The sequence below is a fragment of the Streptomyces sp. NPDC007157 genome, from assembly GCF_040634235.1.
Taxonomy (GTDB): Bacteria; Actinomycetota; Actinomycetes; order Streptomycetales; family Streptomycetaceae; genus Streptomyces.
On the sequence record NZ_JBEYFE010000018.1, the window covers coordinates 126,356 to 151,161 of the forward strand.

The 24,806-nt window shown below is 70.0% G+C and carries 24 protein-coding genes, 1 other RNA gene and 1 pseudogene; 9 read left to right on the top strand and 17 right to left on the bottom strand.

All coding sequences use genetic code 11. The features are described 5' to 3' along the window. Positions 1 to 66: 66 nt before the first annotated feature. The 4 genes from ABZ642_RS29630 to ABZ642_RS29645 form a co-directional block, all read right to left on the bottom strand. Positions 67 to 1,227 (bottom strand): uroporphyrinogen-III synthase, encoded by a 1,161-nt coding sequence (locus ABZ642_RS29630; protein ID WP_360489495.1) that lies wholly within the window; start codon positions 1,225 to 1,227, stop codon positions 67 to 69. Between the two features lie 88 nt (positions 1,228 to 1,315). After that, a complete protein-coding gene (locus ABZ642_RS29635; protein WP_360489496.1) occupies positions 1,316 to 2,683 on the bottom strand; it encodes a nitrate/nitrite transporter in 1,368 nt (455 codons plus the stop codon). A 168-nt stretch (positions 2,684 to 2,851) separates the two neighbouring features. Further along, positions 2,852 to 3,727 (bottom strand): hypothetical protein, encoded by an 876-nt coding sequence (locus ABZ642_RS29640; RefSeq protein WP_360489497.1) that lies wholly within the window; start codon positions 3,725 to 3,727, stop codon positions 2,852 to 2,854. 83 nt (positions 3,728 to 3,810) lie between these two features. After that, on the bottom strand, positions 3,811 to 4,281 hold the full coding sequence (locus tag ABZ642_RS29645; RefSeq protein ID WP_360489498.1) for an ATP-binding protein: 471 nt from the start codon (positions 4,279 to 4,281) through the stop codon (positions 3,811 to 3,813). 225 nt (positions 4,282 to 4,506) lie between these two features. On the opposite strand from ABZ642_RS29645, the gene ABZ642_RS29650 reads away from it, so the two are divergent. Both ABZ642_RS29650 and ABZ642_RS29655 read left to right on the top strand, forming a co-directional pair. Further along, on the top strand, positions 4,507 to 5,358 hold the full coding sequence (locus ABZ642_RS29650; protein ID WP_360489499.1) for a helix-turn-helix transcriptional regulator: 852 nt from the start codon (positions 4,507 to 4,509) through the stop codon (positions 5,356 to 5,358). A 7-nt stretch (positions 5,359 to 5,365) separates the two neighbouring features. Then, a complete protein-coding gene (locus ABZ642_RS29655; protein WP_360489500.1) occupies positions 5,366 to 5,563 on the top strand; it encodes a DUF397 domain-containing protein in 198 nt (65 codons plus the stop codon). Positions 5,564 to 6,075: 512 nt separating this feature from the next. Here ABZ642_RS29655 and ABZ642_RS29660 read toward each other — a convergent pair. Genes ABZ642_RS29660 through ABZ642_RS29670 form a run of 3 tightly spaced genes read right to left on the bottom strand, consistent with a single transcriptional unit; the run spans position 6,076 to position 8,117 of the window. Continuing rightward, positions 6,076 to 6,384 (bottom strand): hypothetical protein, encoded by a 309-nt coding sequence (locus ABZ642_RS29660; protein WP_360489501.1) that lies wholly within the window; start codon positions 6,382 to 6,384, stop codon positions 6,076 to 6,078. Between the two features lie 39 nt (positions 6,385 to 6,423). Next, entirely contained in the window at positions 6,424 to 7,464 is a 1,041-nt protein-coding gene (locus tag ABZ642_RS29665; RefSeq protein WP_360489502.1) for a hypothetical protein, read from the bottom strand. Continuing rightward, on the bottom strand, positions 7,452 to 8,117 hold the full coding sequence (locus ABZ642_RS29670) for a hypothetical protein (RefSeq protein WP_360489503.1): 666 nt from the start codon (positions 8,115 to 8,117) through the stop codon (positions 7,452 to 7,454). Before ABZ642_RS29670 ends, ABZ642_RS29665 begins: the two co-directional genes overlap by 13 nt. 374 nt (positions 8,118 to 8,491) lie before the next feature. Between ABZ642_RS29670 and ABZ642_RS29675 the strand changes: the two are divergent. From ABZ642_RS29675 to ABZ642_RS29695, 5 genes and pseudogenes are all read left to right on the top strand, one after another. Continuing rightward, positions 8,492 to 9,303 (top strand): annotated as a pseudogene (locus tag ABZ642_RS29675) (RHS repeat-associated core domain-containing protein); the annotation flags it as partial. Continuing rightward, complete coding sequence (locus tag ABZ642_RS29680; RefSeq protein ID WP_360489560.1) at positions 9,283 to 9,774, top strand: DUF3990 domain-containing protein; 492 nt, start codon at positions 9,283 to 9,285, stop codon at positions 9,772 to 9,774. The pseudogene ABZ642_RS29675 and the gene ABZ642_RS29680, both read left to right, overlap by 21 nt. Beyond that, complete coding sequence (locus tag ABZ642_RS29685; RefSeq protein WP_360489504.1) at positions 9,771 to 10,103, top strand: hypothetical protein; 333 nt, start codon at positions 9,771 to 9,773, stop codon at positions 10,101 to 10,103. Before ABZ642_RS29680 ends, ABZ642_RS29685 begins: the two co-directional genes overlap by 4 nt. 45 nt (positions 10,104 to 10,148) lie before the next feature. Further along, entirely contained in the window at positions 10,149 to 11,171 is a 1,023-nt protein-coding gene (locus tag ABZ642_RS29690; RefSeq protein WP_360489505.1) for an RHS repeat-associated core domain-containing protein, read from the top strand. Beyond that, positions 11,172 to 12,149: an SUKH-3 domain-containing protein gene (locus tag ABZ642_RS29695; RefSeq protein ID WP_360489506.1), complete on the top strand. Its 978-nt coding sequence runs from the start codon at positions 11,172 to 11,174 to the stop codon at positions 12,147 to 12,149. 50 nt (positions 12,150 to 12,199) lie between these two features. On the opposite strand, the gene ABZ642_RS29700 is transcribed toward ABZ642_RS29695, so the two are convergent. The 4 genes from ABZ642_RS29700 to ABZ642_RS29715 all read right to left on the bottom strand — a co-directional run bounded on the left by ABZ642_RS29700 (position 12,200) and on the right by ABZ642_RS29715 (position 17,783). Continuing rightward, complete coding sequence (locus ABZ642_RS29700; protein ID WP_360489507.1) at positions 12,200 to 13,393, bottom strand: acyltransferase; 1,194 nt, start codon at positions 13,391 to 13,393, stop codon at positions 12,200 to 12,202. Continuing rightward, the gene (locus ABZ642_RS29705) at positions 13,390 to 15,501 is read right to left on the bottom strand and encodes a glycosyltransferase (RefSeq protein WP_360489561.1); all 2,112 of its coding nucleotides are present in this window, start codon (positions 15,499 to 15,501) and stop codon (positions 13,390 to 13,392) included. Before ABZ642_RS29705 ends, ABZ642_RS29700 begins: the two co-directional genes overlap by 4 nt. A 128-nt stretch (positions 15,502 to 15,629) precedes the next feature. Continuing rightward, positions 15,630 to 16,610, bottom strand: a complete 981-nt coding sequence (locus tag ABZ642_RS29710; protein WP_360489508.1) for a hypothetical protein — start codon at positions 16,608 to 16,610, stop codon at positions 15,630 to 15,632. Positions 16,611 to 16,811: 201 nt separating this feature from the next. Further along, complete coding sequence (locus ABZ642_RS29715) at positions 16,812 to 17,783, bottom strand: LysR family transcriptional regulator (RefSeq protein ID WP_360489509.1); 972 nt, start codon at positions 17,781 to 17,783, stop codon at positions 16,812 to 16,814. An 84-nt stretch (positions 17,784 to 17,867) separates the two neighbouring features. On the opposite strand from ABZ642_RS29715, the gene ABZ642_RS29720 reads away from it, so the two are divergent. Continuing rightward, positions 17,868 to 19,292, top strand: coding sequence for an MFS transporter (locus ABZ642_RS29720; RefSeq protein ID WP_360489510.1), 1,425 nt, complete (start codon positions 17,868 to 17,870; stop codon positions 19,290 to 19,292). A gap of 74 nt (positions 19,293 to 19,366) precedes the next feature. After that, positions 19,367 to 19,546, top strand: a complete 180-nt coding sequence (locus ABZ642_RS29725; RefSeq protein WP_360489566.1) for a hypothetical protein — start codon at positions 19,367 to 19,369, stop codon at positions 19,544 to 19,546. A 78-nt stretch (positions 19,547 to 19,624) separates the two neighbouring features. Here ABZ642_RS29725 and ABZ642_RS29730 read toward each other — a convergent pair whose 3' ends face one another. From ABZ642_RS29730 to ABZ642_RS29755, 6 genes are all read right to left on the bottom strand, one after another. Then, a complete protein-coding gene (locus ABZ642_RS29730) occupies positions 19,625 to 20,932 on the bottom strand; it encodes a hypothetical protein (protein WP_360489511.1) in 1,308 nt (435 codons plus the stop codon). A gap of 40 nt (positions 20,933 to 20,972) precedes the next feature. Next, positions 20,973 to 21,110, bottom strand: a complete 138-nt coding sequence (locus ABZ642_RS29735; RefSeq protein WP_360489512.1) for a hypothetical protein — start codon at positions 21,108 to 21,110, stop codon at positions 20,973 to 20,975. Positions 21,111 to 21,168: 58 nt separating this feature from the next. Continuing rightward, positions 21,169 to 22,344 carry a DUF6183 family protein gene (locus tag ABZ642_RS29740; RefSeq protein WP_360489513.1) on the bottom strand — a complete coding sequence of 392 codons (1,176 nt, stop codon included), beginning with the start codon at positions 22,342 to 22,344 and terminating at the stop codon, positions 21,169 to 21,171. Between the two features lie 142 nt (positions 22,345 to 22,486). After that, positions 22,487 to 22,874: a transfer-messenger RNA gene (gene ssrA, locus ABZ642_RS29745) on the bottom strand. 101 nt (positions 22,875 to 22,975) lie between these two features. Then, positions 22,976 to 23,518 carry an SsrA-binding protein SmpB gene (gene smpB, locus ABZ642_RS29750; protein ID WP_360489562.1) on the bottom strand — a complete coding sequence of 181 codons (543 nt, stop codon included), beginning with the start codon at positions 23,516 to 23,518 and terminating at the stop codon, positions 22,976 to 22,978. Between the two features lie 95 nt (positions 23,519 to 23,613). Next, entirely contained in the window at positions 23,614 to 24,783 is a 1,170-nt protein-coding gene (locus tag ABZ642_RS29755) for a S41 family peptidase (protein ID WP_360489514.1), read from the bottom strand. Positions 24,784 to 24,806: the final 23 nt, after the last annotated feature.

Here is a 24,806-nt window from a genome sequence, read left to right on the forward strand (position 1 = left end):
TGGGGTGGTGCGGCGGTCCGAGGCGGGCGGGCCGGGTGCGGGACCGTGGCGGGGTCCGGCGGCGGCTCACGCGTCCGCGTACTTGGCGTCCGCCGCCGGGTCCAGGGCGAGCCGGTAGCCCCGCTTGACCACCGTCTGGATCAGCTTCGGCGCGCCCAGGGCCGTACGCAGGCGGGCCATCGCCGTCTCCACCGCGTGCTCGTCGCGGCCCGCGCCCGGCAGGGCCCGCAGGAGTTCGGCGCGGGCCACCACCCAGCCCGGCCGTCGCGACAGCGCCCGCAGCAGGGACATGCCGGCCGGCGGTACCGGCTTCAGCGCGCCGTCGACGAGCACCGCGTGCCCCCGGATCTCCACCCGGTGGCCGGCGATCGGCAACGCCCGTGCCCGCGAGGGGAGTTCCTGGCAGAGCAGCTGTACGAGGGGGCCGAGCCGGAACCGTTCCGGCTGGATGGTGTCGACGCCGAGGGCCTGGAGCGGGAGTGCGGTGACCGGGCCGACGCAGGCCGGGACGACGTCGTGGTGGAGGGCGGCGAGCAGGTCCGCCTGGAGCCCCCGTTTCCCGGCGCGGGAGAGCAGGGAGGCCGCGGCGGGCGCGCTGGTGAAGGTGACCGCGTCGACCGAGCGGGAGACGACGGCGTCCAGCAGCCGGTCGACCGGCCCGAGGTCCTCCGGCGGCATCCACCGGTACACCGGCACCGGCACCACCTCCGCCCCCGCCGCCCGCAACGACTCCACGAACCCCGGCAGCGGCTCCCCGTGCAGCTGTACGGCGATCCGGCGGCCCTCGACGCCCTCCTCCAGGAGCCGGTCGAGCACTTCGGCCATGGACTCGGAGGACGGCGACCACCGCTCGGTGAGCCCGGCGGCCCGCACCGCGCCCTTGACCTTGGGGCCGCGGGCCAGCAGCTCGACATGGCGCAGCCGGTCCAGCAGTTGCTCGCCGAAGCCCCAGCCGTCGGCGGCCTCGATCCACCCCCGGAACCCGATCGCGGTGGTCGCCACGGCCACGTCCGGCGCCTGGTCGATGATCTCCTTCGTGGCGGCGAGGAGTTCCCCGTCGTCGGCGAGCGGCACGATACGCAGGGCTGGCGCGTGCAGCACGGCGGCGCCGCGCCGCTGGAGCAGCGCCCCGAGCTCGTCGGCCCGGCGCGCGGCCGTGACCCCCACGGTGAACCCCGCGAGAGGGCCGGGCCGGCCGGGATCCGGCCGCCGCTGTTCCTCGTCCATGACTGCTCCCCTAGCTGGCCCGCATGCCGAACGAGCCTGTCAACGGCGCGTGACAGGCTCGGTTCGGCTCCATGTCACCCGTGTTACGTCACACCTCGGCGTGGCTGAGCTGCGCCCTTGTCCCGGTGGCGGCTGCGGGATGCCCCTGTGCGGCGGGACGGCGAAGGTATACGGCCCAGGTGACGGCGAAGCAGAGGCCGTAGAAGACCAGGAAGGCGACGAAGGCGCCGGTGCCCGAGCCGTAGGAGAGGAAGGACTGCCGGAAGGCGAGGTTGATGCCGACGCCGCCGAGTGCGCCGACCGCGCCGATGAGGCCCATGGAGGCGCCGGACAGCCGCCGCCCGTAGGCCACGGCCTCCTCGCCGGTGAGCCCCTTGGCGAGGGCCTTGGCCTGGAAGATGCCGGGGATCATCTTGTACGTCGACCCGTTGCCGAGGCCGCTGAGCGCGAACAGCACGACGAAGAACACGACGAACAGCGGCAGCGCCTTCTGCATGCCGGCGACGACCAGGAGGGCGGTGGCGGCGGCCATACCGACGTAGTTCCAGAGCGTGATCCGCGCCCCGCCGTACCTGTCGGCGAGCCATCCGCCGACGGGCCGGACGAGGGAGCCGAGCAGCGGACCGATGAAGGTGAGGTAGGCGGCCTGGAGCGGCGTACGGCCGAACTGGACCTGGAGCACCTGGCCGAAGGCGAACGCGTACCCGATGAACGACCCGAACGTCCCGACGTAGAGGAAGGACATGATCCAGGTGTGGGCGTCCTTCGCGGCGTCGATCGCGGCGCCGGTGTCGTTCTTCACGGTGGCGAGGTTGTCCATGAAGACCGCGGCGAGGACGGCGGCCAGCAGGATCAGCGGGATGTAGATGCCGAGCAGCACGCGCGGCCCGCCGCTCGCCCCGATGATCGCGAGCGCGACCAGCTGGATGACGGGCACACCGATGTTGCCGCCGCCCGCGTTGAGCCCGAGCGCCCACCCCTTCTTCTTCAACGGGAAGAAGGCGTTGATGTTGGTCATGGAGGAGGCGAAGTTGCCGCCGCCGATGCCGGCCAGCAGGCCGACGAGGAGGAAGGTGGTGAAGGACGTCCCCGGCTTCATCACCACGAAGGCGGCGACGGTCGGGACGAGCAGCAGCGCGGCGGAGACGATCGTCCAGTTCCGGCCGCCGAAGAGCGCGACGGCGAAGGTGTACGGCACCCGGACGACGGCGCCGACCAGGGTGACCATGGAGGTCAGCAGGAACTTGTCGGCCGGGGTCAGACCGTACTCGGGGCCCATGAACAGCACCAGCACGGACCACATGGTCCAGATCGAGAACCCGATGTGCTCGGACAGGACCGAGAAGATCAGGTTCCGCCGTGCCACCTTCTCACCGGTCGCGTTCCAGAACGCCTCGTCCTCCGGATCCCATTCCTGGATCCAGCGACTGCGCGAGGTAGGGGCTGGGGCTGTCATGACGCCTCCACGGTGCTCCGCGTGCTCGGTCTTTCCGACTCCGGATGAGTGACTGAGCTCGAAGGTAGGGAGACGGCGTTTCCACGCTGTGGCCACGGGTGACCGGAAGGGAACGTTGCTCTCACCCTGGTGGGAGGGCGGGTGAGAGGTCGGGGCGGGGGCGGTGTCTCAGCGCGAGGGGTAGGGAGGCTGCTGCGGCGGGGTGTAGGGCCCGTAGGGACCGGGGGTTTGGGGCTGCTGCTGGGGCGGCGCGTAGGGGCCGGGGGTGTGGGGTGCGGGCGGCTGCTGACCGTAACCGGCGGCGGGAGGAGTGGGCTGGGCGCCGTACGGGCCGTAGGGACCGGCCTGCTGCGGCCACGGCTGCTGGTACGGGGGCTGTTGGTACGGGGGCTGCTGCCCGTGCTGCTGTACGGGGGTCGGCTGCATCGGCATCTGCCCCGGCATCGGCATCTGCGTTCCCGGCGGCAGATACCGCACCCGGCCGTTCTCCCCCGTCACCGGCATGAACCCGGCGGCCTGGAGGCGCTGCGCGAACTTGGCGTTGCGCCCGCGCGTGACGAAGACCCCGAGCCCCATGACGGCCATGAGGACGACCCACACGACACCGGAGACGAAGAAGGCTCCGGCGCTCCCGCCGGCCCGCGCCGCGGCCAGCACCAGCCCGAGAGTGATACCGCCGGCCGCGAACAGCATCCGCTTCTCGGCGTTCTTGCCGGTGAGGTCGAACTGGATCCGGGCCTTGAGGAGTTCGACGGCGTCGGGAACGAGCGGCGGCAGGGAGACCCCGTCGGCGGCGTTCGGGTACTGCGCCCAGTTCTGCGCGGCGCGGGCCCGGCCCTGCGGGCTGTGGTCAGGGACGATCAGCATCTTGAGCACGTTGTTGCGGGAGCCGGTGTAGCGGGCGTCGGCGTACTCGTACCCGAACTGCTGGGCGATGAAGGCCAGCCGGGCCAGCTTCTTCACGGAGGACCAGGCGTTGGTGAGCTCGACGGGCTCGCCGCCGGCCATCAACCGGAACATCTTCCGCACCTGCCGCGTACTCACAGCATCCACTCCCCGTCGGCTGAGTCATCTTTTCACTTCCGCAACCGGGAAAGTTTTCCATGCGGCAGGCCACGAGCGGACCGCTACCGAGCGGATTGACCGGAGCTTGACCTGTCCACCTCGAACCACAACAGCTTTCCTGCGCCACGGTCCAGCGGGCCACCGTCCCCGATGGACCAGCCGCCCCACGAGTCGGCGTACTCCTGCACGAGGTGCAGCCCGCGCCCCTCTTCGGCGCCCGCCGGGGCGAGCGGGACACGGTCCCCCGGCGGTGCACCGAAGGGAGCCGGGATGCGCGGATGACCGTCCCAGACACCGACCCGCAACCGGCCGTCGGGCAGGGCGGTCAGCCGGAGGGAGGCGGGGCCGTTCGTGTGCCGGTAGGCGTTGGTGACCAGTTCGGACGTCAACAGCTCGACCACGTCGAGGATTTCGTGCCTGCCATGGCCGCCGAGTGCCGCCCGTACGGTCATACGTGCGACGCGTGCCGCGCGCGGGTCGTGTGGCAGACGGAGGGCGTACGCCCAGGTGTCGGGCAGGGATACGGTTCCCATGGTGACCTCCAGCGAGAGAAGGGGAGGCGGATCGGGCTCAACGACCGCGCCGGGCGGTGGCTCTGCCAGGGATGGTGCGCTTCCGGCTTATGGGCGGGGGAGTTGAGCGGCATGCATTCACCGTAGAGCAAATGGTTAGATGCATCTAACTAAATCCGCAGGAACCATCCATCCTTCACTCGTGTGAGGGAGCACAGTGCCGCGTCGCGGCCGGGAGGAGACCGCGTGCCGCCCACCGACAGCCCCACGCTCCGGCAGCGACGGCTGGGTGCTGAGCTGCGCAAATTGCGGGAGCGGGCCGGGCTCACGGCCACCAGCGCCGGCAACCTCCTGGGCGTCAATCAGGCGCGCGTCAGCATGATCGAGACAGGCCGTACCCCCATCAGTGCCGACCGGTTGCGGTCCATGACACGCGCCTACGCCTGCACTGACGAGCAACTCGTGGACGCGCTGGCCTCGATGACAGGTGGGCGCACTCGCGGCTGGTGGGACAGCTACCGCGACCACCTGCCAGTCGGCCTCATCGACCTTGCCGAATTGGAGTACCACGCGGCAGCACTGCGCGTTGCCCTGGTGATCCACATCCCCGCGCTGCTCCAGACGACCGACCACGCACGGGCCCTCTTCAAGGAGGCTGTGCCGGCACTGCGGCAGTACGAGATCGAGCATCGAGTCAGCCACCGGATCAAGCGACAGGAAATCCTGCACCGGGAAAACCCTCCGCCCTACACGGCGGTGATCCACGAGTGCGCACTGCACATGGGGTACGGCGGGCCCACCGTCGTGCGCGCTCAGCTCAAGCACCTGCTGGAAATGAGCGAGTTGGAGCACGTGACCGTGCGGGTCATCCCGTTCGGCAAGGGCTCCTTCCCCGGCACCGGACAGTCCGTCGACTATCTGATGGGGCCGGTGCCTCAGCTCGACACCGTTCAGTTGGACACCCACCACGGGTGTGACTTCCTGGATGCCGAGGCCCAGCTGGAAAAGTACCGACTCGTTCTCGACCGCATGCAGGAGAACGCTCTCGAACCCGCAGAATCCCGCGACCTGATCCGCCGCATCGCCAAGACCATCTGAGGAAACCGTGTCCGAACTCCATTGGCAGAAGTCCACTTACAGCCCCGACGCCTCGAACTGCGTCGAAATAGCCACCACCCCCTCGGCCGTCCACATCCGCGACTCGAAGACCACCCCCGCCCCCCACCTCACCGTCACCCACGGCGCATGGGCCAGCTTCCTCCCGTACGCGACGGAAGCCGCACGCCGGCCCGCTGCGCGTTGACGATACGAGGGCAGTAATTGGCGGACTTGTGCCGCACTGGAAACCCGACAACCGATCTGACCTGCTGAAATAGGCAGTCGCCTTCCCATCCACATGGCACAGATCCACCCATCGCCCCGCCAGGACCGACCAGCGACGCGCCTCGCTCCGGCAACAGCTTCGGGGCAGGGTCACGCCCTCCGCCTGAGCCAACTTCATCCCCCGGCACAATCAGCGCTTGAGAACGGACATCTACGTCTGGGTCCAATGCCGCACCTGGCGGGAAGGCCTGAACCACAACGAGACGGCATGGTGTCCGGCGATCAGCTTGTCAATGACTTCCACGGCACGTGGCGCCCGGTGGCGGCGGACCGGGGTCTCCCGGCGGACCTGTCCCCCGAGGTCCGGGAGGATCACGCCACGTGGGCCGGTTCGGCCTTCGCGGAGACCTGGCTTACCTGGCCGGAGGCGAGGTCGATCGACTGGTCGAGCTGGACTCCGAGCCGGTGTCCGGGACATCATCCCCCTTGCCGCTAGGGCTGCTTCTCCTGCTTACGGACCGCATTGGCGAGGTCGGTGTCTATCTGCTCGTAAGCCTGGGCCGCGGCCTTCGTGATTCCCGCGAGCTTGGACAGCTCCCCTTCGAGCTTTCCCCGCTTGTAGTCCCAGTTGTCGGCGAAGTCGTCGAGCCGGTCCGTGAGTTCCTCATGCCCGACGACTTCTCGGCTCCAGCCGTACTTGTCCTTGTCGTCGAGCCCCTGCAGCTCCTCGACGATCTTCTCGATGCCCGTGGCAACGCTCTTGAGCACGTCGAGATCGTCGATGCTGGTCCTGTCACCCACGGCGCCCCCTACGGCCGGAGGGCTCCGGCCGTCCATCGCTCACCTGTTGACGGACTGGATCTCCTGCACGACGACATCTTGAGTGGCCCCGAAGGTGCCGTCAGGCAGGTTTCCGCCTGGCGTGCCGGTACCCGTCCAGTGGATCTTCCAGGTGATCGTGGCCTTGAGCGGGTACGAGCCCGTGCCCGAGGAGTGCAGGTACTTCACTCCACAGGGCGGCGTCTCGTCGGCCTTCCCCTTGGCGTAGGCCTCACCGATGCTGCCGTTCCTGAACTCGCAGACGCCCGAGGCTGGGTACGTCACGGCGTCCGACGTACCAGGGTCGATCTTGAGGGAGTACGGGGTGGCGGTGGTCGTGGCGCTGATGCCCAGCACGGGAACCGACGCGGTGACGGAGACCGGCTTGAACTCGGCACCGTCCAGCCAGGCCCAGGTGGGAAGGTTGACCTTCGTCTTGTCCGCCGGGGCCAGGGTCACCTTCGTACTGGGGACGCGGATCTCGTTGTAGGCGAGTTGAGCCAAGATCTGCGGAGTGATCGCCTGCGGTACGTCCGCCGGCGGATCGTCACCCGTGTCCACCCAGAAAATGGGCTTCGTACAGTCGAGCGCGCCGGGGTCTCCCTCACGGCCCTTCGTGACGTACGAGTCCCACCAGTAGCCCTTGCCGGCCTTGTCCTTGTTGAAGTCCTTGTACGGCTTCCCGTTGACGTAGCGGTCGCGCTGCGTGGCGTCCCACTCGTAGCCCGTCGAGTCGGCCCCCCAGATCGGTGTCAGGTAGGCCTCGAGCGCATCAGGCGAGTACTTGGGCGCGTAGTAACAGGCCGGCGGGGTCCACGTCGTGGCCGACGTCACCGCACCGGCCGATGGCCCGGAACCGTTCTTCGAGAGGTCGTAGACGACGGCACCGGCGGTCGCGGAAATGTTGCCCTTGCCATCCGAATTCCCAGAGGGACCCGGGGACGGATTCCCCTGCCCTTCACCCGGCCCATAGGCCAGAGCTGTTCCCGGGATCCCTGAGAAACACAGGGCTGACAGCCCGACGAGCGCGAGGCCCCGTCCCCATCTCCTTACGCGCTGCATGCCTTGTCCCCCCGCTTGGAAATCAGATTGCTGGTCTGCCACACACCCTTGTCGTTCTTCTCAAGGCGCGTGTTGTACAGGACGTAAGGGCTCTGGTTCGATGAACTCTTGTCGACCTTTCCGGTCTTACGGTTCTTGTTGAAGCCCTTACTCTCGTCCGAGCAATAGACAACGGATGCGGTCGCCTTTCCGGACATCGTCACCTTGGGCGCGTAATAACGGGTAGCACCCGTGAACGACAGGTTGGCATCCAGATAGGCCTGCACCCATGCAACGGCATCACTCAAACCCTTGTCCCGGTAGTAGAAGGACAGGCCGGGCGCGCCGGTGTCACCGCGCAGAATGGCGTCGTTCGTCGCATCGATCCGGGCGGCGGTGTCCGCCAGAACCGCGTCCTTTGCGGCATCGCCCGCCTTCCAGTCCTCGTACTTGTCCGTGACGTCCGACGGCAACGTGATCTTCGGTCGCCCCGACACGGCCGCCGAAGCCGACGCACTGGGCGAAGCCGAAGCCGAAGCCCCCGTGTCCGCGCCCGTGATCTTGCCGTTCGAGTCGGACTTGTCGCCGTCGCCTCCGCCACCGCAGCCGGCGAGCAGGATCGCGGCCGTCACACCGGCGGTGGCTGTCGTGAGCAGGCGGGAACGGCGGGTCACGGTGGGCTCCTGGTGGGGCGGTTGGGGTCTGCGAAGCAGCGAATACGGTATCGGGGTCAATCCGGAACGCACCAGAGCGATTTGCCGCGACCGGGATGAACGAAACGTGCATGGCACACCATAGTCGGGCAACCCGGCGCCCCCGCCTCAGCTTTGGTGCCGTCCCGTGACATCGCGGCGCCTCTCAGTTGACTCACGCAAAGGACACCCAAGCCCGACAAACCCTTCCTCGGCACAGCATCACGCACCTTAGAGGCATTGACGGCTCCCGCCGGCCGATCACGGAACGACCTTCGCCTCAAACCCGCAGGCCCCGTAACTTCACGTGTGCACAGCTTTGTTGATGAGGCGTACGCGACGGGGGTTGCGCGGTTATGGCGGGGTATCGGCCGGCGGACTGGCATCCACTCGACCTCGACAAGGACCCGACCCCGGGCGATCCGCAGCGTGTCCGTACTCTCGCCGCACAGCTGCACGCCTTTGCCGACGACGTCTCCGACGCGCTGCGTCTGGTCAAGGGCATGGCCGGCGAGGACACCCTCCTGCAGTGGGCGGGCAAGTCGGCGGAGGTGTTCAAGGAGCAGTTCAAGGACGTTCCGAAGAACCTGAAGAAGCTGAAGAAGTCGTACGAGATGTGCGGCGACGCCCTCGCGGACTACTGGCCGAAGCTGGAGCGCGCCCAGGCCCTGGCCGACAAGGCCCTCGCCAAGGCAAAGGAAGCCCAGTCCGACCTCAGCTCCGCCAAGTCCCGGCTGTCGTCCGCCGATTCGTGGGTGACCCGCGCCGGCAAGGAAGCCGACAAGTACAAGGACGACCCCACCGTCAGCAAGTCCAGCGCGGACAAGCCGGACGAGGCGAAGGTGCGGGCCGCCACCCGGGACTTCTGGGCACCCCGACGGAAATGGTGGACACCGAGGGCGGTGTCGTATGGACGCAGTCGTCCACGCTCTGGGGGGTCCCCGTCGTCTCGACGGCAGCCCCGCAGGTCGACTGCCCGCTGCGCTTTCCCGGGCAGTACGTCGACGCGGAGACGGGGCTCCACTACAACCACCACCGCTACTACGAGCCCGGCACCGCCCGTTACCTCAGCCCTGACCCGCTGGGGCGGACCCCGGCCCCAAACCCTCACGCCTATGTGAAGAACCCGCTCCAGTGGAAGGACCCGCTGGGGCTCAAGGCTCCGTGTCTCGTCGATCTCTACCATGGGACGCTCGGCCAGCACGCGGACAGCATCATGGCGAACGGGATCGACATGACGGCCTCGGCCCGCAAGATGGACTTCGGGAGGGGCGGCTTCTACGTCACGAACGATGCCCGGCAGGCCCTGGACTGGGCGAAGAAGCTGGCGAACGACAGGGGCGGGGTGCCGGCCGTCATCCACTTCAAGGGGCCCAAGGCCCAGCTGGAGGGGTTGCGGAGCAAGATCTTCAGCGGGCCGGGGGACGACGTGGCCGAGTTCATCCGGCATAACCGCAACGGTGGCGCCATGCACAACTACGAGCTGGTTGAGGGGCCGATGCTGCGTAACCTCAAGGGATTCCTGAGGGAAGGGAAGCCCCCCGTGCTGAACGGGCACCAGATCGCAATCTTCGGTGACAGGGCCGCCGAGCTCTTCACTGGCTCCGTTTTCCGACGCGCAGGACCTCCGACACCATGACAACGGAATTCTTGATGGATCTCGACGAGGGAATGGTCGAGTACTTCCGCGACATCGCGAACGAGATGATCTCGCGGTTCGGTATTTCTCGGGCGGAAGCGGTGGCCAGGATCAACGAGCGGTATCACGACTCGGAGATCTCTGCGTACCCCGATCTCATGTGCCACGAGTTCCCGGAGTACTGGTCGTACGGCCTGTACTACTACCCGAACGAGTCCGGACGCCTGCCGACCGGTGACGAGGACGACGACGAGGACTTCGACATGTCCGCCCTGCGCGTCCGCCCCGCGCCTCCGACGGCCTCACCCTACTGGACGCTCGGGACCTGACCGCCCTTCCTCAAGGCGCACACGGGAGGCAACTGATCGAGTGGCATGCGGCCCGACGGTCCGGACGACTTGCGTCGGCGCGACGATGCGCTGGCAGGTGCGATCCTGGCCTTCGCCCGCGCGCACGAGTCGGAGCTGATCACCGAGGGCCACTTCCTGACCTTCGCCTGGGACGGATTCGTTCCGGCGGAGCAGGTCGCCAGAACGGGTGACGACGCGCCCGTATGCACGGTGTGGGACTGGGAGCGGGACCGTTTCAGCCCGGTCACCCAGGTGGACAGGGTGCGGGCCGGGGAACGATCCCAGGAGTGGGTGGACGACCGCTTCTACTCCATCGTCACCGACGTGGTCGGCACCCCCACCGAACTGTTCGACGAAGCAGGGGAGTTGGCCTGGCGGGCGCGGGCCACAGTATGGGGCGTCCCGCTCGACGACCGGGGGACCGGCGGCGCGGACTGTCCGCTGCGCTTCCCGGGCCAGTACCACGATCCCGAATCGGCGCTCGACTACAACTACCACCGCCACTACGACCCCGAAACCGGCCAGTACGCCTCCGTCGACCCGTTGGGGCTGGCGCCCGGGCCGAACCCGCGTGCCTACGTGGCCGATCCCTTCACGGCCGTGGACCCCTTCGGACTGGCGCCCTCGTGCGAGGACGCGGCGCGGGACGCCGCCCGGCGGCGCGCCGACCAGGAGCAGCAGCGTCCGGGAGCCAGCAAGAAGACCAGGCCGACGAGCACGGCCGGGCTGTCGGTGCCGGGGCACGACCAGGTGTTCCACGGTGCGAGCCTCAAGGGCGGCGGCAGCCACAATCTCCATCCCGACGTACAGGCCGCATACGATCGGGTCCCGCAGGCCATCAAGGACAGCGTCGGCGGAGCGCACTCGAAGTGCGGCGAGGCCGAGGCGCTGTCGGACGCCATGAAGGCGGGGGTGGATCCCCGCGGCGGGGTGAGCGCGGCCGTGAACGTTCGCGCGCCGGGCAACCCCATGCACAACACTCCGAAGCCGCCCTGCGCGTCCTCTCAGCATGTTCTGGATCAACTGGGTGTGAGAGCGGTGGTGTGAGTGGAGAACGACCTGACCTGGTCCCCTGAGACCGACGGTGTGCTTCGCCGGGCGGGCTGGCGGCCGGATCGTGCGGTGCCGACGGACACCTGGGAGTGGATCCTGCGGGAGCGCGGCTCCTTCGTGCCCCACGAGGCCGCCCGACGCTTCCTCCGCGCCTTCGGCGGGCTGGTGACGTACGGATGGCCGACCGACTCGGTCACAACCCGGTCGGCCATCCGGTTCGACCCCCTCCAGGCCGAGTGGGAGAACGAGAGGTACGCCTGGATGAGCCGGCAGGCCGGGACTCCTCTGTACCCCGTGGGCAGCGCGGACGAAGGGAGCAGCCGCCTGGGTATCGCCGAGGACGGGCAGCTCTACATCGCTGCCGGGAACCACCTGGAACTGCTCGGCGCGACCGTGGACCAGGCTCTGGACCGGCTGGTCACGACGCAGGGTGCCCGGACCGTCCCCCGGACCGCCGACGTGTCCCCGGGTGGCGGCGCGGCGTTCTGGGCACGGTTGGACGCCGTTTCGCCCGATGACCGCGCGGCTGAGCGGCGCTGGCCCGCCCTGACGGATCGGGTGCTGCGGGCGGGTGGCTGGTTCCCGGGACGGTCGGTCCCCGTGACGACCTGGGAGAGCATCCTGCTGGAGACCGGTGAGTACGAGATCCACGATGCCGCGCGCCGGTTCCTCGCGGAGTTCGGTCAGGTCGGGATTCCCTACCGCTCCCCCCTGAACACCATGCCGTGGACGGACTTCCGGCTGGACCCGCTCCTGGCGATGTGGGACGCCGAGATCCTCGACGACCTCGGTGAACAGGCCGGAACCGATCTCTACCCGCTCGGCATGGTCGACCGCGGGAACCGGTACCTGGCCATGGCGGAGGACGGCGCGGTCTACATGGGCATGGATACGGTCTCGCTGTGGGCCGCCACGCCCGACGAAGCCGTCGAAAGGCTCACCAGGCCGGTCCGCCCGGAAGCTCTGCACTGATCACGGGCCGGGCGGGGCCTCGGGCCCCTGCACAGAGTCAGGGGGGTCCTTCACGGTCGACGGCGAGGTCTTCCCCGCCGTCCCCCGTCCGGCCACACCCGCGCCCGGCGTCCCGCCGCGATGTCCTCCACCCACCCGAAGGCCAGCACCGCCGCCGCGATCAGTGGCCAGACCACCACGAACGTCCAGAAGCCGTACGTCGAGTCCAGCAGGGACGCCGCCCGGTCGGAGGCCATGAACGGCAGGTTGTAGGCCTCGTCGATGATCGGGAACGTTGCCATGATCAGCATGTTGTGCCAGAGGTAGATGGTCACCGCCCGGTTGTTGGCGAGGGTGATCGGTCTGTCCCAGTGGCGCAGGCGGCCCGGCAGCTCCCGCCAGGACGGGGAGTACTGCAACAGCAGCACCACGGCCCCGAACGACCAGCACGCCTGTGCCAGGGGAATGTCGTTCAGGTCCCAGCCCTCGGGGCCCGGGTGGCCCGACGCCCACCACAGGCCCACCGCCATCACCAGGCAGGACAGCGAGACCGCCGCGTATCGCGGGACCCGCGCCAGGGCGCCCTCGTGGTGGGCGAAGCCCAGGATCCAGCAGCCGCCGTACACCGCGAAGTCGGTCACCGCGTCGCCCGTCTCGCCGGGGACGGACACCACTCCCGTGCCCACCACCGCCGTCAGCGCCAGCGGCGCCAGCACCGTCGGCAGCGGCGCCCTGCGGAACGCCCACAGGAGGATCGGGGACAGGAGCACGAACCAGAGGTAGGCGCGCAGGTACCACAGCGGGCCCGCCGCCTGTTCCGCCCACGTGTCGTCCAGCAGGCCCGAGGCCGAGCCGAGGTGCTCGGGGTAGGGCGGGGCGCCGATCGGCAGGAAGTAGTCGATCAGTCTGCCCCAGCCGGCCCAACCGCTCCCCACGTCAGGGTCGTTCAGCGGGTGCCAGCCGGCCGTCAGCATCATGGTCAGCAGGACCGCGCTGAACAGCCAGAGCGGGGGCAGCAGGCGGCGGAGCCTGCCCCGGATCACGTTCGCCGCCGGGCGGTCCAGGCTGCGCGCCATCAGCGAGCCGGCCAGCGCGAACATCACGCCCATGGAGGGGAAGAGGATGGTCAGCCAGGGCCAGCCGAAAAGGTGGTAGACCACCACGCGGAACAGGGCCAGGGAGCGGAGCAGGTCCAGGTAGCGGTCCCGGCCGCCGGTTCCGGACCGCTTCCCCGTTCCGACCGGGGCCGTCTCGGCCTGTGTCATGCCGCCTGCCTCCCCTTCGCCCGGCCGCCGGCTCCGCCGCCCGGTGCCTCCACCGCCCCCGTGCGCCGCAGCTTCTGCCAGCGCAGCCGGCCGCCGGTGAGGGCCGTGATCCAGGACTGGAGCAGTACGACGTACATCAGTTGGCGGTAGAGGATCTGCTGGAGAGGGAGCGAGATGAGATGGGTCATGCGTTCGCGGTCCAGGCGGAAGGCGTAGGCCGCGCAGACCGCCTGCACGGCCAGTACGCCCAGCCAGGCGCCGATCGTCCGCTGCGTCGGGCCGAAGACGATGCCGTAGAGGAGGAACGCGTCGATCAGGGGGGCCAGGAGGGGGGCCACCACCATGAAGAGCGAGACCAGGGGGAGGCCCACTCTGCCGAAGCGGCCCGACGGGCCCCGGTCGAGCAGCGCCCCGCGGTGTTTCCAGATCGCCTGCATGGTGCCGTACGACCAGCGGTAGCGCTGGGACCAGAGCTGGGAGACGGACTCGGGGGCCTCCGTCCAGGCCCGTGCCCGCTCCGCGTACACCACCCGCCAGCCGTCCCGGTGGATGGCCATCGTGATGTCGGTGTCCTCGGCGAGGGTGTCGTCGCTCATGCCGCCGACCCGTTCCAGCGCGGTACGGCGGAACGCGCCCACCGCGCCCGGGATCGTCGGCATGCAGCGCAGTACGTCGTACATGCGGCGGTCCAGGTTGAAGCCCATCACGTACTCGATGTGCTGCCAGGCGCCGATCAGTGAGTCCCGGTTGCCGACCTTCGCGTTGCCGGCGACGGCGCCGACCCGGGGATCGCCGAAGGGCTGGACCAGCTCCCGTACCGTGGCCGGTTCGAAGACCGTGTCGCCGTCCATCATCACGACGATGTCGTGACGGGCGTTGGCCAGGCCCCTGTTGAGGGCGGCGGGCTTGCCCGCGTTCACCTGGCGGATCACCCGGACGTCGGGCAGGTCCAGGTCCTCGACGATCCCCGCCGTGCCGTCCGTCGAACCGTCGTCGACGACGAGGATCTCGATCGGGTGCTCGCTCGCGGTCAGTGAACGGACCGTGTTCTCGATGCACTTGGCCTCGTTGTAAGCGGGGACCAGGACGGAGACCGGCTCGGTCACCGGCCGGCCCCAGCCGAAGCCCCTGCGGCGGACCCGGCGGGCGTGCACGAAGGAGAGCCAGAGCATCAGGGCGAACCGGGCCAGCACCGCCACGCCGACCACCGCCAGCCCGGCCACCAGCACGTTCGTGACGCCGTCCGCCGCCTGGACCAGGGAGATCCACGCCCTGCCCTGCCAGAGGTCGGGGCCGGTGACCGGAGTGTGGGCGCTCGGCGCGTTCAGGGCCTCGGTGAGGTTGCCGAAGGTGTAGCCGCGGTGCTGGAGCAGCGGAATGAAGCGGTCCAGGGCCTGGACCGTCTGGTGGCGGTCGCCGCCCGAGTCGTGCATGAGGACGATCGCGCCCTTGCCGTCGTGCGGGGTCGCGTCGCGGACGATGGCGGCGACGCCCGGCTTGCGCCAGTCCTCGCTGTCCGTGTTGTTGACGACTGTGATGTAGCCGCGGCTGCCGATGTACCGGGTCACCGGCCAGGAACGGTTGTCCATGGCGTCGGCGAAGGAGGAGTACGGCGGCCGGAACAGGGACGTCCGGATGCCGGCCGCGCCGGTGATCGCCAGCTGGGTCTGGGACAGCTCCCAGTCGATGCGCTTCTTCGACTGGTACGACAGGTCGGGGTGGCTGAAGGTGTGCACGCCGACCTCGTGGCCCTCGGCCACCATGCGCCGGACCAGCTGCGGATAGCGGGAGGTCATGGTGCCGGTGACGAAGAAGACGGCGTGCGCGTGGTGCTTCTTCAGGACGTCCAGGACCTTCGGGGTCCAGGTCGGGTCGGGGCCGTCGTCGAAGGTGAGGACCAGGTGGTGGTCGGGGATGCGCAGTGACGTCGTACGGCCGCCCCGGGTGTCGATGACCGGGCCGCCGTCCAGGATCTTCTCCGGGACCGTGTCGGAGGATGCCTCGGGGCGGACGCGGTGGTCGGCGAGGATCTCGCTGTGGACGTAGCCGCGCAGCATCAGCATCGCCATCACGGCGCCGAGCACCAGCACGGGCAGCGTCAGGCGCATGGACAGGCGGCGGCGCCGGGAGCCCTCGGCGGGTGGTGCGGGGGCGGTCCCGTGACGACGGGCAGGGGCGCCGGTCCGGGTACCGCTGCGGGTACGGGCGCCGGTCCGGCTGCGGGTGCGGGGCGCCATCACAGGACGGGGGCGGGAGAGGTGCCGGTCCCGGACCGGGGGGCCGCGCCCTCCGCGACCGGGCCGCCGGTCGGCGCGGCCGAATCGCTGGGCGAGGGCGGAGCGGACGATGCGGGCGGGGTCGGGGTGTCCGACGTGGGTGCCGAGGCGGACGGCGAGGGCGGCACCGACGACGACCCGGGCTTCGGCGAGGAGCCCGCCGTCCCGGCGGACGACGTCGGCCGCGTGGACGTCGACGCGCTCGGCCGGCCGGCGGCCTTCTTCTTGGCCCCGGGTGCCTGGGAGGAGGTGTGGGCCGACGGGGTCGTGCCGCCGCCGCTCACGGCCGGACCGGCCACCGGGGCGCCGTCCCCCGAGGAGGGGGCGCCCGGGGCGGGCTGCGGCGAGTCGTCGACCTTGCCGGCCGGCCGGTCGTGGTTCTGCCCGGGCACCGGCAGCCAGGGCGCGTCGGAACTTCCGGACAGCAGGGTTACGACGATGACGACCGCGTAGACCGCACAGGCGAGGCCGACGGCCATCCCGATCCTGCGGAACCGGCGGCTGCGGCGCCCCGACTCGTCGACGAAGACCGGTGCGTCGGAGACCTCCGCCGCACCGGTCGGCCGTATGCGCACCGCGCCGACGTCGACCGGGGCGGGCACCCGGCCCGGGCCGACGGAGTCCGGGCCCCCGACGGAGTCCGGGTCCTCTACGGAGAACGGGTCCTCGGCGGCGAACGGGTCCTCCGCGCCGGCCGGGACCGCGCGGGCCGCGCCGCCGGGGACCACGCCCCACGGGACCACGCCCCATGGATCCCGCAGCGCACCGACCCGCAGCACCTCGGTGATCCCGGTCGCCTCGGTCGTCCCGGACGCCCCAGGCGTCCCGCTCGTCCCGGGCGTGCCGCTCGTGCCGCTCGTCCCGGAGCCGTCGGCTCGCCGGGCGGCCTCCTCCGGTGCGTCTCCTCCCGCCAGTGGCACATCCCGGGCATCCAGGGCCACCTGGGGCAATTCAGGTTGGGTTTCTTCTCGCCAATTTTTCACGCGCACGCATCCCCCCACGGGAGTGTTCCGGGCGCGCTGACGATCCCGAGCACACGTCACCGGATCCGGGCCCCCACCCGGTTCCGAACGCCCCCTTCTAGCTCACCGTGCTCGGGGCCATGAAGCTAGCGCACGAGGGGAGGCCGCGTTCCCGATGTGTCATTTGTGGTCGTCCATCACATCTTGATCACTGGCTGGAATCCATCCATCGGACGGCCACCGAAGCCAGCCCTCCGCCCTCCCGATCTCGGCGGCCGCCCGCCGCAGCGCGTCCACTCCCGGATGGACCAGCCCCTTTCGCCACACGAGCGACACGGGCGACAAGGGGACGGGGTCGACCAGGGGCCGCGAGACCGTCCCAGGTATGGCCGGAAATCCCACTACCCCGAGGATCGGATTCCGGTTCTTGGCCATGATGCGCTCGAACTCCTCCTCCCCGACGGCCAGCGGCAGGGGCGGCGCGACCGCGATACCCCGCCCCTCGAAGAGAGAGAACGCCAGGTCAGTCCATTCCAGCGTGCGCTCGTTCCCCGCGCCGGCGTACACCGTCTCGCCCGCCAGCGCGGCCAACGGCACCTCCGCCAGGCCCGCCAGCCGATGGTCGGAGGGAATGATTACGGCCATTCGTTCGAGCCGTACGGGCTGTTGTTCGAGCCCGGAGCGCAGCGCCGGATCCAGTCCCGCGAACCGCCCGAAGGACGCGTCGAGCCGCCCCGCGAGGAGTTCGGCCGCCGCTCCGGTGAGCCCGCTCTCGTAGCGGGCCATCAGCTCCCCGTCGGGGGCGAGTTCACGGGCGCGGTGCAGCACCCGGCGGCCGGTCTCCAGACCCGGGGAGTTGAGGTCCACCAGCAGCGGCCGGGCCTGCCCGAACGCGGCGAGCAGCGCGTCCTGGGCGGCCAGCACCCGGCGAGCGTACGGCAGCAGCCGGACACCGTCGGCGGTCAGGGCGACCTGCCGGGTGGTCCGGAGGAACAGCTCGGCGCCCAACTCCCGCTCCAGTCGCCGTACATCACGGCTCAGGGCCTGCTGGGCGACGTACAGCCGGGTGGCGGCGCGGGTGAAGTGCAGCTCCTCGGCGACGGTCACGAAGACACGCAGCAACCGGGGATCGATGTGGGCGGGCGCTGACATCACGCGAACTTACAACACGGGTGCGTGAATCGGCACCGAGCAGGTGTTGGACCCCTTGATCGGCCCTGGGCGACGGTGATGGACATGCCGCATCCGACCGAGCCGAGTCCCCAGGGGCCACGCCCGCAGGCCCACCCGAAGCCCCACCCACAGGCCCCTCCGAGACCGCACCCGCAGGACCCTCCGCACCCCCTCTACACCGTCACCGCCGACACCCTCGTCGCCGTCGACTTCAGCCCCCGCACCCGCGACCGCGCTGACGGTCGCTCCGGCTCCCGCACCACCGCCCCCTCCCGCCGACCCCGCCGACCCCGCCGCCCACCCGGCCCCTACCGCCGGCTCTTCGCCCTCCCCGGCACCCGTGCCTTCACCGCCGGGAACCTGCTGGCCCGGCTGCCCATGGGCATGTTCAGCGTCAGCGCGGTCGTGATGATCGCCGGTGCCCGTGGCTCGTACGCCCTGGCCGGTGCCGTCACCGCGACCGGCCTCGCGGCGACCGGGGTGGCCGGGCCGTGGGTGGCACGGCTGGTCGACCGGTACGGCCAGGCGCGGGTCGCCGTACCCGCCACCGTCACCGCCGTGCTCGGCAGTCTCGCCCTGCTGCTCTGCGTCCGCTTCGGCGCCCCGGACTGGACCCTGTTCGCCGCCTACGCGGCCACCGCCACCACGCCCAACCTCGGCGGCATGTCCCGTGCCCGCTGGGCCCACCTGCTGCGCGCGGACCCGGACGCCCTGCACACCGCGAACTCCTTCGAACAGGCCGCGGACGAGCTGTGTTTCATGCTCGGCCCGGTGCTGGCGTCCTTCCTGACCGGCACGTTCTTCCCGGAGGCCGGCACGCTGGTCGGCGCGGTCCTGCTGCTGTCCGGCATGCTGCTGTTCACCGCCCAGCGGGCCACCGAGCCGCCACCCCGGGCCACCCGTACTGCAAAGGGCCCCCTGCCCATCCCGTCCCTCCTCGCCTGCTTCGTCGCGACCGGGGCGGTGTTCGGCTCGATGGAGGTGGTCACGATCGCCTACGCCGACTCCCAGGGCCACCGTGCGGCGGCCGGTGCCGTCCTCGCCCTCCAGGCGGCCGGCTCCTGCGCGGCGGGGCTGGTGTACGGGGCGCTCAGGCCGCGGGGACCGGCCGAACGACGGTTCCCCGTCTGCCTGTCGGCGATGGCGGTCCTGATGTCCCTCCCCCTCCTCGCGGCCCGCACGATCGACAACCTCTGGGCCCTGGCGCCCGCCCTGCTCGTGGCCGGCATGGCGACCGCGCCGACGATGGTGACCGCGATGACCCTGGTCCAGGACCGCACTCCCGAGGAGCGGCTCAACGAGGGGATGAGTCTGGTCGTGACCGCCCTGCTGACCGGCGTCGCGGCCGGCTCCGCGCTGGGCGGCTGGGCGGCGGAACACGTCTCGCCGACGGCCGGTTTCACCGCACCCGTCGCCGCAGCCGTCACGGCCCTGCTGCTCAACACGGCCAGTCGAATCGCTTCCCCCAATTCCCGCCACACCCATTGACGGCCAGACGGCCCGCACCTACCTTCCTCCGTCGAAGCGCTCGGAAGCACGTCCGACGGGAAGACGCTGCGGCTGTGGCACTACGAGGGTCCAAGGCCTACAAGAACAGCCCCTTCTACCTGACCGACACGGGCTACGGCGTCTTCGTCGACCACCCGGGAAAGGTCTCCTTCGAGGTCGGCTCGGAGGCGGTGTCCCGGGTCCAGTTCAGCGTCGAGTCACAGCGGGCCAGCACGGCACCTCGGCCGGCGTGACGGTCACCGTGCGGGTGCCGGGCGAGTGCGTACGAAGGGTAGGGTCGGGGCCCGGTCGGCGGCCGGGCGTCGAAGGGGTCAGCGTTCCGCGTGCGGATCGGCCAGGTCGGCGACGTGTCGTCGGCCGTAGCCGAACCGGTCGCCGAGTGCCGTCCAGCGGGCGTACTGCTCGTCGGTGACCGGCACGTCGTAGGCCCTGACACATGTGAGCAGCAGACGGAAGCCGAGATCGGGATCGACCTGGTCGACGACCTGTTCGAGCGTGGGAACCACCGTGCCGGAGCGTGCGAACCACGGGCTCGTGGTGGCGCCGTACCAGGGGCTGTCGTGCACCGCGCGGGTCAGAACGGGAGCGATCTCCCGCAGTTCCCGCCGGACCGCGTTCAGCGCCTCGAAGTGGCCCGGCGAGGGTGCGCCGATGGTGAACCCGGGGTCGATCTCCCGCAGGCGTTCGATGCAGACCTCCGCGGTCCGATGGAGCCACTGCCGCGCTCCGACACCCTCGTCCTGCGGGTCGTAGCCATAGCCCGTCGCCGCCTGCCAGAGCTCGGTGAGAGCATCGTCGGACATCGGTGACCGGGACAGCCGCAGCGTGTCCCCCAGCAGCGCGTACGCCGAGGAACCCGGCACCGGACCCGCGTAGTCGGAGGCCGCGCCGCGAATGCCCTCGTCGACCGTGTAGGAGTGCTGCCACAGATCGCCGTGGAATCGTCCGGCGAGGTACGAGAACCCGAAGTCCCAGTAGAAGCGCCGCCGCAGCGAGGCGTCGTCGAAGCGGGGCCAGCGCACATCGAGCCCGTCGTGCACCAGGCGCCCCGGGTAGCCGAACGCCTCACCGATCGTCAGGTACCGGTCGTACCGCTCCATGGTGACGGCGACCGGGGTCTCCTTCACCACACGCAGGAACAGCCGGAAACCGAGGTCGGCGTCCGCTTCGGCGGCCACGCGTTCCAACGCGGCCCCTACGTCCGAGCCCGTCAGCTGGTGCGCCACGGCTCTCACCTCGGCACACACGGCCTTTCTCATCGCCGGTTCGTCCACCGTGACCATGGGCGGTGTGCCGTCGAAGAACGTGTCACCCGAAGAGAGACCGGCGGCTTCCCGGGCGATCCGGTCCTCGGCCGACTCCACGATCCGGCGGAGCAGGCCGGGGACGTCCGGCCCCGGGTCCTGGCCTGCCGCCGCGGCGCGCCATACCGTCCGCAGGGTCTCGGCCGGAAGGCGCGAGTCCAGCAGCAGACGGGCGTCGTCCCGCAGGACGCGGGCGTCGTCGGCGTCCCCGTCCGGCACCACCGGTGTCAGGCCCGTCCCGAGCGTCGCGATCAGCAGGCTGATCCCGAAGTCCTCCTCGAATCTCCAGAAGCGTGCTTCCCGTGGTTCTTCCATGAGTTCCTCGCGGAGCGTCGAAGGGGGTGGGGCGGGAACGTCAGGGTGTCAGGCCGCCGTTGGCCACGCCCTTGCAGGTCACTCTTCGGGCGGGCCCGGACTCGTGGGCGACGTATCCGTCGTCGCCCACGCGGCTCGCGCCCCGGTTGTCGGAGCACGCGAGGACGACCAAGCCCATGGGAGTCGCACCGGCCAGCGTCCGGAGCCGTCCCCGGCGGTGCTCTGGTCATCGGGAATCAGTCGATGTCCGTGGCAGTGAGAACTGCGATCTCCTCCCCGCCTGGTCGCAAGGCGGCCACAGCGAGGTCCCAGGCCACTTGGTAGAACCAATCCGACGAGGGGTCGGCGATGAACCAGTGTGCCTGTTCGACCAGCATGGCCGTGTGACTGATCGGCGCGTCCGGGGCGGCGCCGACCAGGCCGCCAAGGGAGCGCCAGGCAGCGAGCCGCCCATACGCACCGACCATGCCGCTGCCGTAGGCGGGGCTGCGCACCGCCGTGGTGAGCAGCCCCTGCAGCACCCTGTCGGAGGTGGCCGGGTACAGCCGGGGCCTGGTCCCTCCCGTCGGCCACGCTGTGAGTGGCAGCCGCTCGAAGACGGCTGCGAAGTCGTCCGGTGAGACGGGGGACGCGGACCAGAACTCCTGCGCGGCGACCATGCCGTTGGATTCCTCAAGCCAGTGCCGCACCGCAGCGCTCATGGCCTCGGCCACCTCCGGAACGGTGGTGGCCACCGGATCGGCCGCGACACTGCGCCGGCGCATCTCCGGCGAGACACGGAGTTCGGGTCGGTCGCTGTGCTGCGCCACCGTGGCCGGGGGCAAGGCCCACGTCCAGTCGTGCGGAGCATGCGTCGGTCTGAGCAGCGCACGCTCTGTCGGCAGCAGGTGGAGCGGCAGGGGTGCGAGCGGATGCTCCTCCGCCACGAGCGCTTCGCCGAAGGACCGCAGAAGGGGGTACTCCGGGACTGCGACGCCTTCGAGTACCAGCTCCTGCAGCAGGCAGGCTTTGAACTCGTCCGACGCCGCAGTGCCGAGCTGCTCGCCGTAGACGACCGGGACGATGTCCGCAGGCCGATGCCCCAGGGCCACCATCTGGGCCAGGCGTCGCTCGCCCCTGGTCTGTGCCGACTCTCCGGCCTCCAGGCTGGTTGGCAGGCACATCAAGACGCGCAGGCTCTGCTGCCCCGCCGTTGTGGCAAGAGCGGTCTGCAACCGGTCGAGCAGGAAGGCGTGTTCAGATGAGTCCTCGCCTTCCTGAGCGGCCCGCCGGGCGAGCTCCGCGCCGAGCAGCGTCGCCCACTCGAAGTCTCCGGACGAAACCCTGTGCTGGATCTCTTCGCCAAGTGCGGACGCAGCTGAGAAGCCACGGTCCAGCAGTTCTTTGATCCGTTGAGTCATGTCGCTGTGCATGGTGGAATCCCTTGCCGGGGTCCTTCTCGATGAACACCGTGTGTGTCGCTCTGGAGGCGCGAGATCAACATGCACATGGCAGCCCCGCGCACACGACGAGGGCCCGGTGGTCTAAGACCACCGGGCCCTCGCAACATGGAGACTGTGGAGATGGCGGGAATCGAACCCGCGTCCAACGGTGCAAAAGCAGGTCTTCTCCGTGTGCAGTTCGCTGTGATTTTCTCGGCCCCGGTGATCTCGCGAACAAGTCGCCGACGGGCCCAGTCACTGTTTGATTTCCCATCGAACCCCGTGACCGGGCTCGATGGTTTAGTCCCCTAGATTATGCCAGGGTCCGGGTCGGGAACACCCCCGGGCTGACACCCGTTAAGGGCCTTCACTCACTGCTTATTAGGCAGCGAGGGCGAAGGCGCGGGAATCGCTCTTGGAATTGGCGATTATTGGTTGCGACATATGGTTTACGAGATCATTGCCGCTTCCTCGACACGCTTCCCCTGTTTCAACATCCGCTGTCGAAACCGATCATCCCCATGTTGATTTTTCAATGCGCACACCCGGGCTTCCCCTGGTGTTGGTGCCATCGTACGTGACCAACGCACGCCGATGCCACCGTATTCCCCGCGACTTCGCCCTACTGGCCGCGCTGCTTCCGCTTCGCCGCCGCGATCGCCCGGTCCGACTCCCGCCGGTCCTGCTGCTCGCGCAGGGTCTGCCGCTTGTCGTACTCCTTCTTGCCCCGGGCGAGCGCGATCTCCGCCTTGGCGCGGCCGTCCTTGAAGTAGATGGCGAGCGGCACGATCGTGTGGCCGCTCTCCTGGGACTTGGCCTCCAGCTTGTCGATCTCCTCCCGGTGCAGCAGCAGCTTGCGCTTGCGGCGCACCGAGTGGTTGGTCCAGGTGCCCTGGCTGTACTCGGGGATGTGGGCGTTGTGCAGCCACGCCTCGTTCCCGTCGATCTGCACGAAGCCGTCGGCCAGCGAGGTGCGGCCCTGACGCAGCGACTTCACCTCGGTGCCGGACAGCACGATGCCGGCCTCGTAGGTGTCGATGATCGCGTAGTCGTGCCGCGCCTTCTTGTTCTGCGCGACGATCTTGCGCTTGCCGCCCTTCTCGCCGTCCCTGGCTTTGGCGGCCGTCCCCTGCTGCTTCTGCTGGGACTCTTTCGGTACGTACATTCCCTTGGCCATAGTGCCCTCCATTTTCGCACTACGGAGGGGGTGCGAGGGAAGCGGATTAGCGGCGGGTCCCGCAGGGGCACCCACGGCGGGCTTTACGACGGGTCGCCCAGGCCGCTGAGGACCGTCTCGGCCCGCTCCAGCGCCCCGGCACCCACCTCCAGGTCGGGGGTGATGCCCCGGCCGTCGACGGTGTGGCCCGAGGGGGTGCGGTAGTGGCCGACGGTGAGCTCGGCGACCGAGCCGTCGGGGAGCCGGGTGGGCATCTGGATGGAGCCCTTGCCGAAGGTGCGGGAGCCGAGGACGACCGCACGGCCGCGGTCCTGGAGGGCGCCGGTGAGCATCTCGGCCGCGCTCATCGTGCCGCCGTCGACGAGCGCGACCAGGGGTCTGGCGGTGTCGCCGCCGGCGTCGGCGTGCAGGGCGCGCTGGGCGCCGTCGACGTCATAGGTGGCGACCAGGCCGCCGTCGAGGAAGGCGGAGGCCGCGGTGACGGCCTCACTGACCAGGCCGCCGGAGTTGCCCCGCAGGTCGAGGACGATCCCGCCGTCGACGGGGGCCCGCCGTACGGCGTCGCGGACGAGTTCCCCGGAGCCCCTGGTGAAGGCGGAGATCTTGATGACGGTGATACCGGTGGACAGCTTGCGGACGGTCACCGAGTCGGTGGACAGCAGCGCCCGGCGCAGGGTCTCGGTCCACGCGCGCGTGCCGCGTTCGAGGCCAAGAGTGACGGTCGTACCGGCGCGGGCGTCGGTGGCGTCACCGCGCAGTAACGAGACGACGTCGGTGACGGGCCGCCCGTCGACGTCCGCCCCGTCGACACTGCGCAGCCGGTCGCCCTTCCTGATGCCGGCGGTGGCCGCGGGCGACCCGGTCTGCACCTTGGTCACCTCGATGCGGCCGTCCCGTTCCCGCCGGGCCCACAGCCCGACACCGGTGTACTGGCCGTCGAGCGCTTCCTCGAACTCCTGGTACTCGCCCTCGGAGTAGACCGCGGCCCACCGGTCCCCGCTGCGGCTCACGGCCCGTTCCGCCGCCTCCATGGGCGACTTGCCGTCGGCCATCGCCTCGGCGGCCGCCCTGGCGACCTCGTCGTGCCCGGCGGCCGAACGAGCGGCTCCGCCCGACGTCTTCCGGTCGGCCTGCCCCGGATCGGGAAACGCCCCGGTGGCCGCCCCGGTCACCAACAACCCTGCGAACACCAACGTCAGAGCCGCCCCCCGGCGAACCCGGCGGGGCTGACAGAACAGCTCTCGGCCTGACATGCCGGTGAGTCTAGGACAACGCA

What these genes read in the sequence shown, in the direction of transcription:
- ABZ642_RS29755 (WP_360489514.1), bottom strand. Translation starts at nt 24,783, where the DNA reads ATGTCAGGCCGAGAGCTGTTCTGTCAGCCCCGCCGGGTTCGCCGGGGG.
- ABZ642_RS29630 (WP_360489495.1), bottom strand. Translation starts at nt 1,227, where the DNA reads ATGGACGAGGAACAGCGGCGGCCGGATCCCGGCCGGCCCGGCCCTCTC.
- ABZ642_RS29730 (WP_360489511.1), bottom strand. Translation starts at nt 20,932, where the DNA reads ATGGAAGAACCACGGGAAGCACGCTTCTGGAGATTCGAGGAGGACTTC.
- ABZ642_RS29690 (WP_360489505.1), top strand. Translation starts at nt 10,149, where the DNA reads ATGCGGCCCGACGGTCCGGACGACTTGCGTCGGCGCGACGATGCGCTG.
- ABZ642_RS29705 (WP_360489561.1), bottom strand. Translation starts at nt 15,501, where the DNA reads ATGCGCCTGACGCTGCCCGTGCTGGTGCTCGGCGCCGTGATGGCGATG.
- smpB (WP_360489562.1), bottom strand. Translation starts at nt 23,518, where the DNA reads ATGTACGTACCGAAAGAGTCCCAGCAGAAGCAGCAGGGGACGGCCGCC.
- ABZ642_RS29720 (WP_360489510.1), top strand. Translation starts at nt 17,868, where the DNA reads ATGCCGCATCCGACCGAGCCGAGTCCCCAGGGGCCACGCCCGCAGGCC.
- ABZ642_RS29740 (WP_360489513.1), bottom strand. Translation starts at nt 22,344, where the DNA reads ATGCACAGCGACATGACTCAACGGATCAAAGAACTGCTGGACCGTGGC.
- ABZ642_RS29645 (WP_360489498.1), bottom strand. Translation starts at nt 4,281, where the DNA reads ATGGGAACCGTATCCCTGCCCGACACCTGGGCGTACGCCCTCCGTCTG.
- ABZ642_RS29635 (WP_360489496.1), bottom strand. Translation starts at nt 2,683, where the DNA reads ATGACAGCCCCAGCCCCTACCTCGCGCAGTCGCTGGATCCAGGAATGG.
- ABZ642_RS29700 (WP_360489507.1), bottom strand. Translation starts at nt 13,393, where the DNA reads ATGACACAGGCCGAGACGGCCCCGGTCGGAACGGGGAAGCGGTCCGGA.
- ABZ642_RS29685 (WP_360489504.1), top strand. Translation starts at nt 9,771, where the DNA reads ATGACAACGGAATTCTTGATGGATCTCGACGAGGGAATGGTCGAGTAC.
- ABZ642_RS29715 (WP_360489509.1), bottom strand. Translation starts at nt 17,783, where the DNA reads ATGTCAGCGCCCGCCCACATCGATCCCCGGTTGCTGCGTGTCTTCGTG.
- ABZ642_RS29735 (WP_360489512.1), bottom strand. Translation starts at nt 21,110, where the DNA reads ATGGGCTTGGTCGTCCTCGCGTGCTCCGACAACCGGGGCGCGAGCCGC.
- ABZ642_RS29665 (WP_360489502.1), bottom strand. Translation starts at nt 7,464, where the DNA reads ATGCAGCGCGTAAGGAGATGGGGACGGGGCCTCGCGCTCGTCGGGCTG.